We start from the raw sequence: 15,575 nt of genomic DNA on the forward strand, positions 1-15,575 counted from the left end.
CCTCCATGAGTGCCGAAGGCCCCTCGATCACAGGATCCGGTGACGTGCCCACGGTTCTCGTCCGTGACGACCACGACCGCCAGCTGCTCTGCTTCCTCGAACAACTGATCCCGCTTGATGGTCACGATTACGCCCTGCTCACGCCGGTCGATACCCCGGTGTGCCTGTTCCGCCTGCAGGGCGACGACGAACCGGAGCCGATCGAAACCCTCGATGCCACCGAACCGATCCTCTCGGTGGCCGATGTGGTGCTGCAGGAACACGACCTCACCCTGGTGCGTTCCGCCGTCACGCTCACGGTGAGCGGTGAGCTGGAGGAGCCCGATCCGGAGGATCTCGACGACGAGGACGGCGACGAAGACGACGACACCGACACCTACGAGCTGCTCGTCAGCTTCATGGTCGAAGACCAGGAGTACGGCCTGTACATTCCGCTCGACCCCTTCTTCGTGGTGGCCCGCATGCACAACGGCGAAGCAGTGCTGGTGGAAGGCGAGGAATTCGACCGCGTGCAGCCGCGAATCGAGGCTGAACTCGACGACAGGGAGAGCGCTGGGTGACCTCCCGCCACCTGCTGCAACCCGACTGGGAGCTGCAAACCAGCCTGGCCGGCCTGCCGCTGGAGCGGCTGATCGCCCAGAACATCAAGGCGCTGGTGCTGGATGTGGATCGCACCCTCATCCCGCGCCGGCAGTCGCAGCTGCCGCCTGCCGTGGAGCAGTGGCTGATTCAAGCCAAGCCGCACCTGCGCATTCATCTGTTCAGCAACAACCCGTCCCGGCGCCGCATCGGAGCGGTGGCGGATCAGCTTGACCTCCCCTACACCGTGTCAGCGGGCAAGCCGCGCCGCAGCACCCTGCGGCGGGTGCTGGCTGAGCTGAATCTGCCGGCGCGGCAGGTGGCCGTGGTGGGGGATCGCCTGTTCACCGATGTGCTGGTCGGCAACAGGCTCGGCCTGTTCACGGTGTTGGCCAAGCCGGTGGATGTGCACGGGCTGCCCTGCCGCGTCGACCATCTGCAACGGCTGGAGGTGCGGCTGGCGCGGCTGGCGGGAGCGGACCTGAAGGGATGACGCGACGTGTGATCAAGGTGGGCACCAGCCTGCTGCGGGGCTCGGCGGATCGCGACACCGCCTGTGTGATTGCCGATCTGGCGGCCAGCCTCAGCCAGCAACGTCGCCGGGGCGATCAGGTGACCCTGGTGACCAGCGGCGCCGTGGGCCTGGGCTGCCACGCCCTGCAGCTGGAAAAGCGCCCCACCGAAGTGGTGGCGCTGCAGGCGGCGGCGGCGGTGGGGCAGGGCCAGCTGATGGGGCTTTACGCCGAAGCCTTCGCCAGCCACGGCGTGCGTGTGGCGCAGGTGCTGCTCACCCGCGGCGACCTGGCCTCGCGCCGCCGCTACCAGAACGCCTGCCGCACCCTGGAACACCTGCTGGGTTGGGGCGTGATTCCGATCGTCAACGAAAACGACACCCTGGCCACCGACGAACTGCGCTTCGGCGACAACGACACCCTCTCGGCGCTGGTGGCGGTGGCGATCGGCGCCGAGGAACTGGTGCTGCTCACCGATGTCGACCGGCTCTATTCCGGTGATCCCCGCAGCGATGCCACAGTCGAGCCGATCGAGGAGGTGCGTGATCTCCAGGAGCTGGCCCGGCTCAGCAGCGTGGCCAGCGGGGGCGGGCGCTGGGGAACCGGCGGCATGACCACCAAGCTCACTGCCGCCCGCATCGCCACCTCCAGCGGGGTGCGCGTGCGGCTGGCGGACGGCCGCGACCCGCGCGTGCTGGAGGCCCTGGTGGCAGGCGAGAAAGTGGGAACGGTGTTTCAGCCCAGCTCCAGACCACTGGCCGACCGCAAGGGCTGGATGGCCCATGCCCTGCTGCCCAAAGGGGATCTGGTGATCGATGCAGGGGCGCAGAAGGCGCTGGTGGAGCGGGGCGCGTCCCTGCTGGCGGTGGGCATCCGCGCCGTGGAGGGCCGCTTCGGCCGCCAGGACGCGGTGCGGCTGGTGTCGTTGCAGGGAGAGGAGATCGGCCGGGGCCTCTGCGCCCTGAGCAGCGAGGAGGTGCGGCAGGTGCTGGGCCTCAGCAGCAGCGAGGTGCAGCGGGAGCTGCAGCAACCGGCAGGAGCGGCGGTGGTGCACCGCGACCATCTGGTGCTCACGGCCCTGGCAGCCGCCAGCGACTGACCGCAGGGCAGGCCTACGATCCGGCCTCAGTTCGCGGCTCCGGCAGCATGCGCTTCAGCACCCTGCTGCTCCAGCTCGCCCAGCGGGGCCTGCTCAACGACTCCGCACCGCGGCATCTGGCAGGCGACCCCGAACTGAGCGGGGCAGCCGCCGTGGATCAGGCCGCTGCCGGCCAGCTTTCCTTTCTCGAGCCCGGCCACCAGCTCAGTGCCGCCCTGGCCACGTGCCACGCCTCGGCGCTGCTGCTGCCGCTCGACCCGGAACTGCAGCAGTTGGCGCAGGAACGGGGCATGGCCTGGGTGGCCCTGAAGGATCCGCGGCTCGGGTTCGCTGAGGCCCTGGCGGCACTGCACCCGCCCCGGCACTGGCCCGCCGGCATTCACCCGTCGGCGGTGATCGATCCGAGCGCCAGTGTCGGCACCGGCGTGCACATCGCCGCCCATGTGGTGGTGGGGGCCGACTGCCTCGTGGGTGAGGGCTGCGTGCTCCATGCCGGCGTGGTGCTTTACCCCGATGTGCACCTGGCTGAGGGCTGTGAGCTGCATGCCAATGCGGTGCTCCATCCCGGCAGCCGTCTGGCGCGCGGCTGCGTGGTGCACTCCAACGCCGTGATCGGTTCGGAGGGGTTCGGCTTCGTGCCCACCGCCAATGGCTGGCGCAAGATGCCCCAGACCGGCCTGGTGGTGCTGGAGGAGCAGGTGGAGGTTGGCTGCGGCACCACGATCGATCGCCCATCGGTGGGGGAGACACGCATCGGCGCCGGCACCAAGATCGACAACCTCGTGCAGATCGGCCACGGCGTCGTCACCGGCCGGGGTTGTGCGCTGGCCGCCCAGGTGGGCATCGCCGGTGGCGCCCGTCTCGGCAACGGTGTGATCCTGGCGGGCCAGGTGGGTGTGGCCAACCGCACCACGATCGGGGATCGGGCGATCGCCTCGTCCAAGTCGGGCCTGCACGGCGACATCGCCGCCGGCGAGGTGGTGAGCGGCTATCCGGCGATCCCGAACCGCCTGTGGCTGCGCTGCTCGGCCGCCTTCAGCAAGTTGCCGGAGCTGGCCCGCAGCGTGCGCCAGCTCAAGGCCGCCGCCGGCGACCCCTGAGGACTGTGCGGGTGGGTCTGGGTCTATGGCTGTGCGTGTGGATCAGCGCCTGAGCCGGTAATCTCGCCAGTTGCCCCCGCCGCCTCGGCTGAACGCATGACCACGTACCGGATCACCCTCCTGCCCGGCGACGGCATCGGTCCGGAGATCACGGCGGTGGCCAGGCGGCTGCTGGAGGCAGTGAGCGCCAGCCACGGTTTTTCCCTCAGCTTCGACGAACAGCCGGTGGGAGGAGCGGCAATCGATGCCTGCGGCGTGCCGTTGCCGGAGCGCACACTCGAGGCCTGCCGCCAGAGCGATGCGGTGCTGCTGGCAGCGATCGGTGGTCCCCGCTACGACGGCCTGCCGCGCGAACAGCGCCCGGAAAGTGGCCTGCTGGCCCTCAGGGCCGGCCTCGGCCTGTTCGCCAACCTGCGCCCGGTGAAGATCATTCCGGCCCTGGCGGGCGCCAGCAGCCTCAAGCCTGAGGTGATCGAGGGCGTCGACCTGATGGTGGTGCGCGAGCTCACCGGCGGCGTCTACTTCGGCACCCCGAAAGGCCGGGTGGAGGCCGGTGGGCATGTGCGTGCCTTCAACACCATGGCCTACAGCGACTACGAAATCGATCGCATCGCCAAGGTGGCCTTCCAGCTGGCGACGGAACGTCGCGGACGGCTGTGTTCGGTCGACAAGGCCAACGTGCTCGATGTGAGCCAGCTCTGGCGCGACCGGGTCACGGCGATGGCCGCCGACTATCCGGCGGTGGAGCTCAGCCACCTCTACGTCGACAACGCCGCCATGCAGCTGGTGCGCTGGCCCAAGCAGTTCGATGTGCTGCTCACCAGCAACCTCTTCGGCGACATCCTCAGCGACGAAGCCGCCATGCTCACCGGCAGTATCGGCATGCTGCCGTCCGCCTCCCTGGGCAGCGACGGGCCGGGCCTGTTCGAGCCGGTGCACGGCTCAGCACCCGACATCGCCGGCCAGGATGTGGCCAATCCGATGGCGATGGTGCTCTCGGCCGCCATGCTGCTGCGGGTGGGTCTGCAGCGGCCCGAGGCCGCCGACGCCCTGGAGCGGGCCGTCGACCAGGTGCTGGCGGCGGGCTGCCGCACCGCCGACCTGATCGGGGAGGCCGGCCTGGCCGCTGGCTGCACGCGGCTGGGTTGCGCCGCGATCGGTGAGCGGCTGCTGGAAGCCCTCTGACCGGCGACCTGCCAAACTCACAGCCTCGTTTCTCCCCCGCTGCACCGATGTCCAAACGTCACCCGGTCGTGGCTGTCACCGGTTCCTCGGGCGCAGGCACCAGCACGGTCAAGCGCGCCTTTGAGCACATCTTCCAGCGGGAGGGCATCCAGCCAGTGGTGGTGGAGGGCGACAGCTTCCACCGCTTCGAGCGCGGCCCGATGAAGGAGGAGATGGCCAAGGCCCAGGCCAGCGGCCTCAACTTCTCCCACTTCGGTCCGGAAGCCAACCTCTTCGACCAACTCGAGGATCTCTTCCGCGCTTACGGCGAAACCGGCAGCGGCAAGAAGCGCTACTACCTGCACTCGGTTGAAGAGGCCGCCGAGCACAACGCCCGGCTCGGCACCCAGCTCGATCCCGGTCAGTTCACGCCCTGGGAAGAGATCCCCACCGGCACCGATCTGCTCTTCTACGAGGGCCTGCATGGCGGCGTTGAGGGAGACGGCTACGACGTCGCCTCCCTGGTCGACCTGCTGATCGGCGTGGTGCCGATCGCCAACCTGGAATGGATCCAGAAGATCAGCCGTGACAACGCCGAGCGGGGCTACTCCGCCGAAACGATCGTGGACACGATTCTGCGGCGCATGCCCGACTACATCAACCACATCTGCCCCCAGTTCAGCCGCACGGACATCAACTTCCAGCGGGTGCCCACGGTGGACACCTCCAACCCATTCATCTGCCGCAACATCCCCACCCCTGACGAGAGCTTTGTGATCATTCACTTCCGCAAAGGAGCGCGGGAGAAGTGGGGGATCGATTTCTCCTACCTGCTGCGCATGATCAACGGCTCCTTCATGTCGAGCCCCACGAGCATCGTGGTGAACGGCGGTAAGATGGGCTTCGCGATGGAGCTGATCCTCACCCCGATCATCCACCGGCTGATCGAGGATAAGAAGAGCCTCTTCTGACCGATTAAGCTGCGCCCAAAGGTCGCGCCGGGGGAGGACGATTTCCATCGCCACATCTCCTGATTCTTCATCCGGTTCCGTCCCCCCGTCGTTCGTGATTCGGGGGGCCGCCGGCGCGGCCAACCATTCCATGCGCTGGGATCGGATCAACAGCGGCGATGTGCTCAGGCGAGCCCGTCAGGTGTACTACCACTATTGCGAACATGTCCCCGGCGGTAGTGAACCGCTGGGGATCGTGCTGCAGGAAGCCACTGATCAGGGCCGGGTGGTGTTCGAAGCCCCGGTGCTGTTGCCGGAGGAGCGGTTCATTCCACTGGAGATGATTGGCGGGCGGGGCGCACGCTCCCGCAACAACCGACGTCCATGACCCCCATCAGCCTCGAACCGATCACCGTGCTGGCAGCCGTGCTTGGCGCCTGCGTCGGCAGTTTCCTGAACGTGGTGGCCTGGCGCCTGCCGCGCCGCGAATCGATCCTTTCGCCCCCCAGCCACTGCCCCCACTGCGGCACCACGCTGGCCTGGTATGAAAACCTGCCGGTGCTGGGCTGGCTGTGGCTGCGGGGCCGCTGCAACCACTGCCACGCACCGATCTCTCCCCGTTACCCGCTGGTGGAGCTGCTCACCGCCGGACTGTGGGTGGCCGTCGTGCTGGCCAGCCCTTCCGCCATGGGCGCGCCGCCGCTCTGGCTGCTGATGATTGCCGGCTGGGCGCTGATCAGCCTGCTCGTTCCGTTGGTGCTGATCGATGCCGATCAGCTGTGGCTGCCTGAACCGCTCTGCCGCTGGGGCCTGGTGGGGGGTCTGGTGGTCACCGCGCTGCTGGGGATCAGCCAGTCGGAGGCGATCGCCCGCCAGCTGCTGGTCAACCACCTGCTCGCCGCCGCCGTGGGGCTGCTGGTGTTTGAAGGGCTCAGCGCCCTGGGCGAGAAGCTGCTGGGCCGCCCCGCCCTCGGTCTGGGCGATGCCAAGCTCACGGCCCTGCTGGGCGCCTGGCTCGGGCTGCAGGGCATGGGCCTGGCGGTGGCCCTGGCCGTGCTGGGTGGCGCGGCACTGGGCTCGATCGGCCGCCTCACCGGCCGCCTGGGCCCGCATCAGCCCTTTCCATTCGGCCCCTTTCTGGCTTTCGGCGGCATCGCCGTGTGGCTGGCAGGCGAGGGCTGGTGGTTGCGCTGGTTCGGCGGCTGGCTGGGCTACCAGAGCCTCTGAGCGGCTTGCAGCGGCATGGCGCCGGCAGCGGCAGCTTTTAATGGTGATCCGTTCTTGCGCCTGTCGCCTCTCCCGTGTCGCTGTTCGACTGGTTCGCCGATCGCCGCAAGGCTGCACCGGTGGTGCGCGCCCCCCAAGAACTCGACGAGGGCGACGGGCTCTGGAGCAAGTGTCCGGAATGCGGCCTGGTGGTCTACCGGAAAGACCTGATCGCCAATGCCAGCGTCTGCAGCGGCTGCGGCCACCATCTGCGCATCGACAGTGAAGCCCGCCTGCGGTTGATCGCCGATGAGGGCACGTTCCAGCCGCTCGATACCGATCTTTCCCCCACCGATCCGCTCGCCTTTAAAGACCGGCGCAGCTATGCCGATCGCCTGCGCGACACCCAGAGCAGCACCGGTCTGCGCGATGCGGTGATCACCGGCCTATGCCGGATCGAGGGCATGCCCCTGGCGCTGGGCGTGATGGATTTCCGCTTCATGGGCGGCTCCATGGGTTCGGTGGTGGGCGAGAAGCTCACCCGCATGATCGAAACCGCCACCTTCCGCCGCTATCCGGTGTTGATCGTGTGCGCGTCTGGCGGGGCCCGCATGCAGGAAGGCATGCTGAGCCTGATGCAGATGGCCAAGATTTCCGGCGCCCTGCAGCGGCACCGCCAGGAGGAGCTGCTCTACATCCCCCTGCTCACGCACCCCACCACCGGTGGCGTCACCGCCAGCTTCGCGATGCTGGGCGACCTGATCCTGGCCGAACCGAAGGCCCTGATCGGCTTCGCCGGACGCCGGGTCATCGAGCAGACCCTGCGCGAGAAGCTGCCGGAAGGTTTCCAGACGGCCGAATATCTGCAGGATCACGGCTTCGTCGACCTGATCGTGCCCCGCACCCGCTTCCGCTCCACCTTCGCGAGCCTGCTGCGGTTGCATGGCGTCACCCCCGCCGTAGCCGCTTGATGGGCTGGCTCACCAAGCAGCTCTTGCTGCCGCTTTTGCAGCGCTGGTCGCCCCAGCTCGCCGCCCGCCGTTTCTGGTCGTTGGCCCGGGCGATGGTTTCCGGTTGCAGGCTCCAGGGCTTCATCGTGGCCGCCGCGCTGTTGCTCGCGCTGCTCCCGGCTCCTGGCTTGTCGGGCGGTGCGGCCCTGGCCGGCCCGGTCAGCTGGAAGGAGGTGCCTGCCACAGCGGAAGGGCGCCAGTGGTGGGATGAGGGCAGCTTGAGGCTGAGCCGTGAGGGCTGGCTCTCCGTGCTGAGCCGCTTTCAACCGGCGCCGCCCCCGGAAACAGACGACTCCGGTAACGCCACCAGGGTCAAGGCACGCCCCGGTCAGCTGTATGTGATGGTCCTGGACTGCGGCCAGCGGCTTTATCGCGACACCTCCGTCAATGGCTTGCCCCGCTTCGGCGCCGACTGGCAACCCACCGGCGGGGATGCCCTGATCAGCGCGGTGCTGGAAGAAGCCTGCGCCGCCGGCGCCCCCCTGCTGGCCCTCCAATGACACTGCTCGAAGCAGCGCCCCTACGGGTAGCGGTGGCTGGCCTGGGATTCGGAGAAAAGGTGCACCTGCCGGCCCTGCGCGCCAGTGGCAGCACCGAACCTGTGGCGCTCTGGCACCCTCGACACGAGCGGGTTCAGCAGGCCGCCAGCGCCGCCTCCCTGCCTGGCTTCACAAACTTCGAGGCCCTGCTGGCGGACCCCGGCATCGAGGCGTTGGTGATCGCCACGCCGCCCGCCCCACGCTTCGCCCTGGCGAAAGCCGCCCTCGACGCCGGCAAGCACCTGCTGCTCGAGAAACCCGTGGGCGTTTCGGCGGAGCAGGTGGAGGAATTGCAGCGGTTGGCAATCAGCCGGGGGCTGCAGGTGGCGGTCAACTTCGAATACCGGGCGGTGCCGGTGTTTCAGCAACTGGCGGCCCTGCTGGCGGCTGGGGTGATCGGCGATCCCTGGCTGGTGAAACTCGACTGGCTGATGAGCAGCCGCGCCGATGCTTCCCGACCATGGAACTGGTACGCCCAACGCAGCGAAGGTGGCGGTGTGCTGGGCGCCCTGGGCACCCACGCCTTCGACATGCTGCACTGGCTGATCGGCCCCGCCCGGGAGCTGCAGGGCACACTCTCCACCGCCATCGACGCCCGCCCGCTGCCCGATGGCAGCGGCCGCCTGGCTGCCGTGGATGCGGAGGACATCGCCCTGCTGCAGCTGGGACTCGATGCGGGCCTCGCTACAGGCTTCGGCACAGGAAGCGCTGCTGGCAGTGGCGCTGGCAGTGGTGCTGGAAGCCAGCGGCTGGTGCCGGCCCAGGTGAGCCTGGCGGCGGTGGCCCGCCAGGGGCGCGGCTGCTGGCTCGAGTTCTACGGCAGCGAAGGCACGTTGGTGCTGGGCAGCGACAACCAGAGCGACTATGTGCATGGCTTCCACCTCTGGCGGGCAGGGCGAGGCGAAGCGTTGCAACCCGTACCGGTGGACCCTGCTCTGGCCTTTGCCCGCACCTGGGCCGATGGGCGAATCGCCCCGGTGGCGCGCCTGCACCGCTGGTGGGCCGAAAGCGTGCGCACCGGTCAGCCGATGGTGCCGGGTCTCAGCGAGGGCTTCCGCAGTCAGCTCTGCTGCGATCTGGCCATCGCCGCCGCCGGCACCGGCCTGCGCCAGGACCTGCCGGTGGGTTGAGAGCGATCAGCATCGCCTAGAGTCGCGCGCATCCCGCGTCAGGGTTTCGAAGCCGGTGGCCTGGTCTCTTGGTCCGCCTCCCCTCGTTCACCGCGCTGGTGCCCCCGACGTGCCCACCCACACCCTCAGAGGTATTCCCCCATGGCCCTCGTTCCCCTTCGGCTGCTGCTCGACCATGCCGCTGAGAACGGCTATGGCATCCCTGCCTTCAACGTCAACAACCTTGAGCAGGTGCAGTCGATCATGGAGGCTGCCTATGAAACCGACAGCCCGGTGATCCTGCAGGCGTCCCGCGGCGCTCGCCAGTACGCCGGTGAGATTTTCCTGCGTCACCTGATCATCGCCGCCACCGAAACCTATCCCGACATCCCGGTGGTGATGCACCAGGACCACGGCAACAGCCCTGCCACCTGCTTCGGTGCCGCCGCCAACGGCTTCACCTCGGTGATGATGGATGGCTCCCTGGAAGCTGACGCCAAAACCCCCGCCAGCTACGAGTACAACGTGGCCGTCACCAAGGAAGTGGTGGATGTGGCCCATGCCATCGGTGTGAGTGTGGAAGGCGAACTGGGCTGCCTGGGTTCCCTGGAAACCGGCAAGGGTGAAGCCGAAGACGGCCACGGTTTCGAAGGTGCCCTCTCCCGCGAGCAGCTGCTCACCGATCCGGCCGAAGCCGCCGACTTCGTCGCCAAAACCAAGGTGGATGCGCTGGCGATCGCCATCGGCACCAGCCACGGCGCCTACAAGTTCACCCGCAAGCCCACCGGCGAAGTGCTGGCCATTTCCCGCATCGCCGAAATCCACAAGGCGATCCCCAACACCCACCTGGTGATGCACGGCTCCAGCTCCGTGCCCCAGGAATGGCTCGACATGATCAACAAGTACGGCGGTGCCATTCCCGAAACCTATGGCGTGCCGGTCGAAGAGATCCAGAACGGCATCAAGAATGGCGTTCGCAAGGTCAACATCGACACCGACAACCGTCTGGCCTTCACTGCCGCTGTGCGGGAAGCCGCCTTCAAGGATCCTGCCAACTTCGATCCCCGCCACTTCAACAAGCCTGCACGGGCCTACATGAAGCAGGTGTGTCTTGATCGCTACCAGCAGTTCTGGTGCGCCGGCCAGGCCAGCAAGATCAAGCAGCAGAACATCAACTACTACGCCGCCCTTTACGCCAAAGGCGTCCTGGACCCCAAAACTGCTGTGGCCGTCTGAACCGTCCACAATCAGCCTGTCGACGACCAACAGTGTCGGGCTCACGCAGTCCACGCTCGCGCGAATCACATCCACCCTGGGGCCTTCGGGCCCTTTTTTCATGGGGAGATTTCGGGCCCATGGCATCGGGCAGCCATGGGCCCTTTGGTCTCATGCCATCGAGAGCCATCCGGTCCCATTGGTCTGATGTGACATGGAACCACAGGCCCGTTTCGGTCTGTCCATCCCATGAACCATGCCGCTCAGAGCTTCCGGCCTTGCTGCCTGTGGGACGTTCGGGCCAGTCGTCGTGTAGCGGCTGCAAGCTGATTGATCGCGCGAAACCTTCCAATCGGCCTGCTGCCCCAGCCTGGGATCAAAGTGGTTCGAGGCCAGGGATTGGCAGGCGCGGAGGGAAGGCGGGAAGTGATTCTGTTGGGCCGGAACCTTTTGCGGTGCCTTGGGTGAGCTTCTCCAGGGCCAAGTCAAGATCCCGGTCCATCACAAAGCGGCGCCCGTCGGTGACCACCACCCGCACCAGCGTGGGCAGGGTTTTGTTGCCCGATTCGAGGTAGAACGGCTCCACATAGAGCAGACCATCACCCACCGGTAACACCAGCAGGTTGCCATGCACCAGCCGAGCTCCCGCTCGGTTCCAGAGGCCGAACTGGAAGCTGATCTGAGGATCCTGCTCGATCAGCGCGGTGACCTGCTCAGGGCCCAGCAACAGCCGCTGCTGGGGGAAGCGCACAAGGAACAATTCGCCGTAATGGGGCGGATCGTTGCGAGCAGCCAACCAGCCCACCAGGTTCGAGCGGCGCACCGGAGAAAAGGGCAGCAGCAGCACGAATTCCGGCTGCCGTTCTCCAGGCAGTTGGACAGTGGCGTGATACGGCTGCACGGCCACGGTCTCGGAACCGTAAATTTCGAGCGGTACCTCCCAGACATCATCACCGTTGTAGAACGTGCGCACATCGGTGACGTGATAACGAAGCAGGCGCTCCGACTGAATCTTGAACTGACTGTTGGGCACGCGGATGTGGGCCAACAGTGCTGACGGCATGTCCGTGAGTGGGTGAAACAGCTCAGGAAAGGCCCGCTGCCAGGTAAGCAGCACCGGATCACTCGGATCGCTCACGTAGAACCACAGCCTGCCGTCCTGGGCATCCACAACGGCTTTCACAGGATTGCGGAAATAACGGATGCCTTCCGCGTTGGCGTCGCTGTAGGGGTAGCTGCGGCTGGTGGTGTAACCATCAAGCATCCAGTATTGATGGTGCTTCTCGTCAAACTCTGAAGCGTTCTTCACGTTCACCGTCACCATGTACGGCTCACTTTCGAAGCGCAGGAAAGGGGCCAGAGCTTTGACACGTTCATTCACCTGGCGCCGCAACAGCAGCAGGGAGCGGGGCGTAAACGAACCAGCCAGCAGTACCCGAGGCTCATGCAGATACACAGCAGCTGTGAACCGCTGCCAGGCATTGGTGAGCGGAATGCCCCGTTCCCCGTCGTAGTGGCTATAGACGTTCAGCTCCCCGTCAGGGAAATCGAATTCCTGCACCTTGGTGGGAGCGATCGCGTAAGGCGCAGGAGCCGAAGCGAAGTAGAGACGTGGCCGGCCCACGGGAAAAGCGGCCTGCGCTTCGGCGTCCGTGATGCCCAGCTGGGAGATGCCCTGCACCCTGCCGCTGCGGCCGAGATCCTTCACGAAGAAGAGCGGCAATCCGTCGGGCCCAAACACATTCACCGGTGACACGGTGAAGCCGTAGCCGTGGGTGAAGACCAGATGCCGGTTCAGCCACGTGCGCGACCCTTCCGGAAGAGCGGTGCTGTCCAGCTCCCTGGCGGAGATCATCACCTGCTGGGAGCTCTGATCCTCTCCGGCGGCGGAGAGGTCGTAGCGGTCGACGGCGGCTGAGGGAAAGCTGTAGTAAAGGCGCAACTGCTGCAGCTGTCGGTTGGCCGCCAGCAAGGGCCCGCTGTCCCAGAGGCGGATGTTGGCCAGGGTGCCCGGCGCGGCGACAAGGTCGGAGGCGGTGATGCGTTGCAGAGGCTCCAGGATCGTGTTGCGCACCTCCTCAAGGCCGAAGGCGCGCCGGGTGGCACGGATGCTGCGCTCGATGTAGGGCGTCTCCACCGCCAGCTCGCGCGGTTGCACCCAGAAGCGCTGCGCCTGCGGCGCCACCGCGAACTCGGCCACCGGCAGCAGCAGAGCCGTGGCCAGTAACGGGATCACCACCACCCGGCGCAGCCAGGTGCGTCGAACCGGCAGCACCAGCCCCAGCGCCGCCAACATCAGCAGCAGGGCCAGCAGCAGCCGGATGGGCAGCCGCACATGCAGGTCGACGAAGCCAGCGCCCGCCGCCACACCGCTCCCCTGCACCATCAACGCAAACGGCGAAAGCGCATTGCCGAGCGAGGCCAGCGCCGCCAGCAGGGCGATCTGGGGCTTGAGCACGACCTGCTGGTCGCGGCTCAGACCCACGAAACGCAGGTCGCTGAGGCTGGACCCCTCGGTGAAGCTGACCCAGAGGCAGCCGGCAAGCCCCACCACCAACTGCGCGATCAGCACGCTGAGCAGCAGCTGCAGAGCCGGCAGCCGCAGCACCGAAAAGCTGAGATCGAAATGGGTGAGCGGATCGGCTTCACCGAACGGCACGGCCAGCAGTGCCGGCAGCCACAGGCTCCAGCCGCGCGCCAGGGCTGTGGCCGAACCCGCCAGCGCCGCCACCAGCACCAGCCTCAGCACCGGCAGCGGCCGCACCAGCAGCAACAGGCCGAGCAGGGCGGCCAGCAGCCCCACCCCTACGGGCGAGAGGCCGGCCAACGCAGACAGGCCGCTCACCACATCGCCATCGAAGGGATCGGTGATCAGGCCCCGGGCCTGCACGAACAGAAACATGAGCCCTGTGCTGAGCAGCAGCAGCAAGGCCAGCAACGTGCACACCAGCGCGAGGGGGCCCATCCGCAGCAGGGGCTGGCGCGGCAACGGCTTGGCTGTGGCCTCGCTGCGCAACCGCCAGCAGCGGTGGAGTTGCTGCAACTGCAGCGGGACCCCGACTCCCATCACCAGGAGGAACCCGAGCACCTGCAGCATCCAGCGGCGCAACAGCACCTGCTGAAAGTCGAACTGCGAGTACCACGCCCATTCGATGCTCAGCCGCGAGACCACGAGCACGCCGAAGGCGAGCAGGGGCACGAGCAGCAGGCCCGCCAGCAGCGGTGGCTTCAGGCGAGGGAAACGGTGGGGCACGGGCTGAGGCTAGACAGGCATCGGACGCTGACAAGCCTGCGGCCTGAATGGCATCCCGAAGGCAACTGAATACCCGACTTCAGAGATCGGATATTTCCGTGCCTTCTGCTCATCGCTGCTAGCTTTCGATTCAACGCTGCAGTGAGCCTGTGACGGCCACCCTCTCTCGTGCCACCTTCACGGGGCTGCGCTGCAAGGAATGCGGCCACCCCTACGACGCCGGAGCCCGCCACGTCTGCGAAGACGTCTGTTTCGGGCCTCTGGAAGTCGTCTACGACTACGACGCCATCCGCGCCCGGGTCACCCGGGCCACGATCGAAGCCGGCCCGGCCTCCATCTGGCGCTACCGCGAATTTCTGCCCGTGCAGGGCGATCCCATTGATGTGGGCACCGGGTTCACCCCCCTGGTGCGGGCCAACCGTCTGGCCCGGCGCCTCGGCCTCAAGAGCCTCTACATCAAGAACGACGGCGTCAACATGCCCACCCTGTCCTTCAAGGACCGGGTGGTGTCGGTGGCCCTCACCCGCGCCCGCGAGCTCGGCTTCACCACGGTGAGCTGCGCCAGCACCGGCAACCTGGCCAACTCCACCGCTGCCATCGCTGCCCATGCGGGCCTTGAGTGCTGCGTCTTCATCCCCGCTGATCTGGAGCTCGGCAAGGTGCTCGGCACCTTGATCTACAACCCCACCCTGATGGCGGTGAAGGGCAACTACGACCAGGTCAACAGGCTGTGTTCGGAAGTGGCCAACACCTACGGCTGGGGCTTCGTGAACATCAACCTGCGCCCCTACTACTCAGAAGGCTCCAAAACCCTCGGCTACGAGGTGATCGAGCAGCTGGGCTGGCAACTGCCCGACCACATCGTGGCGCCGCTGGCTTCCGGTTCCCTGTTCACCAAGATCCGCAAGGGCTTCGACGAATTCATCAAAGTCGGCCTTGTCGATGAAAAGCCGGTGCGTTTCAGCGGCGCCCAGGCCGAGGGCTGCTCACCAATCGCCCAGGCCTTCGATGCGGGCCGTGATTTCATCACCCCCGTCAAGCCCGACACCATCGCCAAATCGATCGCCATCGGCAACCCTGCCGACGGCCCCTACGCCCTCGACATCGCCCGCCGCACGGGCGGCACCATCGCCTCCGTCACCGACGAGGAGATCGTGGCCGGCATCCAGTTGCTGGCCGAAACCGAGGGCGTGTTCACCGAAACGGCCGGCGGTACCACCATCGCCGTGCTCAAGAAACTCGCCGAGCAGGGCAAGATCGATCCAGACGAAACCACCGTCGCCTACATCACCGGCAACGGCCTCAAAACCCTTGAGGCCGTCAGCGGGGTTGTCGGCGAGCCCCACACGATCGAACCTCAGCTCAGCAGCTTCAATGCCGCCTGGGAGCGGGCCCAATCCCTGCATCGCGCCACCTGGGAGCCGATGGGGGTCTGACCCCAGCCCACCGGGATTCCCGGCGATTTCATTCCTTCCTTCCCCCTTGCCCAAGTCCCATGGCGATTCAGGTCCTCATTCCCACTCCGCTGCAGAAGTACACCGCCGATCAGGCCAGCGTGGAACTGGAAGCCTCCAGCGTGGATGCCCTGCTGCAGGAGCTCGACAGCCAGTTCCCCGGCATCAAGGCACGTCTCACCGATGAGCAGGGCAAGCTGCGGCGCTTCCTGAACGTCTACGTGAACAGCGAAGACATCCGCTTCCTCGATAACCAGGCGACCCCCTTGAGCGATGGCGATGAAGTGAGCATCGTGCCGGCCGTGGCCGGTGGCTGAGGCCGGCAGCAGGCCAAAGGGTGTCATCGGCGGCCACCCCCCGGCTCAAGGCTTGCGTCAATAGGCTC

The 15,575-nt window shown here is 66.9% G+C and carries 15 protein-coding genes; 14 read left to right on the plus strand and 1 reads right to left on the minus strand.

The window, feature by feature from the left end; genetic code table 11:
- The first annotated feature begins 5 nt into the window (after window positions 1-5).
- The 12 genes from CJZ80_RS03475 to fba all read left to right on the plus strand — a co-directional run bounded on the left by CJZ80_RS03475 (window position 6) and on the right by fba (window position 10,504).
- Window positions 6-560: a DUF3727 domain-containing protein gene (locus CJZ80_RS03475; protein WP_094510671.1), complete on the plus strand. Its 555-nt coding sequence runs from the start codon at window positions 6-8 to the stop codon at window positions 558-560.
- Complete coding sequence (locus CJZ80_RS03480) at window positions 557-1,072, plus strand: YqeG family HAD IIIA-type phosphatase (protein ID WP_094510672.1); 516 nt, start codon at window positions 557-559, stop codon at window positions 1,070-1,072. The genes CJZ80_RS03475 and CJZ80_RS03480 overlap by 4 nt, the downstream gene beginning before the upstream one ends.
- Window positions 1,069-2,190, plus strand: a complete 1,122-nt coding sequence (gene proB / locus CJZ80_RS03485; RefSeq protein WP_094510673.1) for a glutamate 5-kinase — start codon at window positions 1,069-1,071, stop codon at window positions 2,188-2,190. Before CJZ80_RS03480 ends, proB begins: the two co-directional genes overlap by 4 nt.
- A 47-nt stretch (window positions 2,191-2,237) precedes the next feature.
- Window positions 2,238-3,290, plus strand: coding sequence for a UDP-3-O-(3-hydroxymyristoyl)glucosamine N-acyltransferase (gene lpxD / locus CJZ80_RS03490; RefSeq protein WP_094510674.1), 1,053 nt, complete (start codon window positions 2,238-2,240; stop codon window positions 3,288-3,290).
- Between the two features lie 96 nt (window positions 3,291-3,386).
- Window positions 3,387-4,475, plus strand: coding sequence for a 3-isopropylmalate dehydrogenase (gene leuB / locus CJZ80_RS03495; protein WP_094510675.1), 1,089 nt, complete (start codon window positions 3,387-3,389; stop codon window positions 4,473-4,475).
- Between the two features lie 47 nt (window positions 4,476-4,522).
- Window positions 4,523-5,425 (plus strand): phosphoribulokinase, encoded by a 903-nt coding sequence (locus CJZ80_RS03500; protein ID WP_094510676.1) that lies wholly within the window; start codon window positions 4,523-4,525, stop codon window positions 5,423-5,425.
- A gap of 130 nt (window positions 5,426-5,555) precedes the next feature.
- Window positions 5,556-5,792 (plus strand): hypothetical protein, encoded by a 237-nt coding sequence (locus CJZ80_RS03505; RefSeq protein ID WP_094510786.1) that lies wholly within the window; start codon window positions 5,556-5,558, stop codon window positions 5,790-5,792.
- Entirely contained in the window at window positions 5,789-6,631 is an 843-nt protein-coding gene (locus CJZ80_RS03510) for an A24 family peptidase (RefSeq protein WP_094510677.1), read from the plus strand. The genes CJZ80_RS03505 and CJZ80_RS03510 overlap by 4 nt, the downstream gene beginning before the upstream one ends.
- A gap of 74 nt (window positions 6,632-6,705) precedes the next feature.
- Window positions 6,706-7,581: an acetyl-CoA carboxylase, carboxyltransferase subunit beta gene (gene accD, locus CJZ80_RS03515; RefSeq protein ID WP_094510678.1), complete on the plus strand. Its 876-nt coding sequence runs from the start codon at window positions 6,706-6,708 to the stop codon at window positions 7,579-7,581.
- Window positions 7,581-8,120: a hypothetical protein gene (locus CJZ80_RS03520; protein WP_369802984.1), complete on the plus strand. Its 540-nt coding sequence runs from the start codon at window positions 7,581-7,583 to the stop codon at window positions 8,118-8,120. Before accD ends, CJZ80_RS03520 begins: the two co-directional genes overlap by 1 nt.
- Window positions 8,117-9,289 (plus strand): Gfo/Idh/MocA family protein, encoded by a 1,173-nt coding sequence (locus tag CJZ80_RS03525; RefSeq protein ID WP_094510679.1) that lies wholly within the window; start codon window positions 8,117-8,119, stop codon window positions 9,287-9,289. The genes CJZ80_RS03520 and CJZ80_RS03525 overlap by 4 nt, the downstream gene beginning before the upstream one ends.
- 141 nt (window positions 9,290-9,430) lie before the next feature.
- Window positions 9,431-10,504: a class II fructose-bisphosphate aldolase gene (gene fba / locus CJZ80_RS03530; protein WP_094510680.1), complete on the plus strand. Its 1,074-nt coding sequence runs from the start codon at window positions 9,431-9,433 to the stop codon at window positions 10,502-10,504.
- 355 nt (window positions 10,505-10,859) lie between these two features.
- On the opposite strand, the gene CJZ80_RS03535 is transcribed toward fba, so the two are convergent.
- The gene (locus CJZ80_RS03535) at window positions 10,860-13,736 is read right to left on the minus strand and encodes a UPF0182 family protein (protein WP_094510681.1); all 2,877 of its coding nucleotides are present in this window, start codon (window positions 13,734-13,736) and stop codon (window positions 10,860-10,862) included.
- 149 nt (window positions 13,737-13,885) lie between these two features.
- Between CJZ80_RS03535 and thrC the strand changes: the two genes are divergently transcribed.
- Window positions 13,886-15,172, plus strand: coding sequence for a threonine synthase (gene thrC, locus CJZ80_RS03540; protein WP_094510682.1), 1,287 nt, complete (start codon window positions 13,886-13,888; stop codon window positions 15,170-15,172).
- A gap of 59 nt (window positions 15,173-15,231) precedes the next feature.
- On the plus strand, window positions 15,232-15,507 hold the full coding sequence (locus CJZ80_RS03545) for a MoaD/ThiS family protein (protein ID WP_094510683.1): 276 nt from the start codon (window positions 15,232-15,234) through the stop codon (window positions 15,505-15,507).
- The last annotated feature ends 68 nt before the right edge of the window (window positions 15,508-15,575 follow it).

Source organism: Synechococcus sp. MW101C3, assembly GCF_002252635.1.
Lineage (GTDB): Bacteria > Cyanobacteriota > Cyanobacteriia > PCC-6307 > Cyanobiaceae > MW101C3.

Excerpts from the sequence above, each read along its gene's own strand:
- CJZ80_RS03475 (WP_094510671.1), top strand. The coding sequence starts at position 6 with ATGAGTGCCGAAGGCCCCTCGATCACAGGATCCGGTGACGTGCCCACG.
- proB (WP_094510673.1), top strand. The coding sequence starts at position 1,069 with ATGACGCGACGTGTGATCAAGGTGGGCACCAGCCTGCTGCGGGGCTCG.
- lpxD (WP_094510674.1), top strand. The coding sequence starts at position 2,238 with ATGCGCTTCAGCACCCTGCTGCTCCAGCTCGCCCAGCGGGGCCTGCTC.
- leuB (WP_094510675.1), top strand. The coding sequence starts at position 3,387 with ATGACCACGTACCGGATCACCCTCCTGCCCGGCGACGGCATCGGTCCG.
- CJZ80_RS03500 (WP_094510676.1), top strand. The coding sequence starts at position 4,523 with ATGTCCAAACGTCACCCGGTCGTGGCTGTCACCGGTTCCTCGGGCGCA.
- CJZ80_RS03505 (WP_094510786.1), top strand. The coding sequence starts at position 5,556 with ATGCGCTGGGATCGGATCAACAGCGGCGATGTGCTCAGGCGAGCCCGT.
- CJZ80_RS03510 (WP_094510677.1), top strand. The coding sequence starts at position 5,789 with ATGACCCCCATCAGCCTCGAACCGATCACCGTGCTGGCAGCCGTGCTT.
- CJZ80_RS03520 (WP_369802984.1), top strand. The coding sequence starts at position 7,581 with ATGGGCTGGCTCACCAAGCAGCTCTTGCTGCCGCTTTTGCAGCGCTGG.
- CJZ80_RS03525 (WP_094510679.1), top strand. The coding sequence starts at position 8,117 with ATGACACTGCTCGAAGCAGCGCCCCTACGGGTAGCGGTGGCTGGCCTG.
- fba (WP_094510680.1), top strand. The coding sequence starts at position 9,431 with ATGGCCCTCGTTCCCCTTCGGCTGCTGCTCGACCATGCCGCTGAGAAC.
- CJZ80_RS03545 (WP_094510683.1), top strand. The coding sequence starts at position 15,232 with ATGGCGATTCAGGTCCTCATTCCCACTCCGCTGCAGAAGTACACCGCC.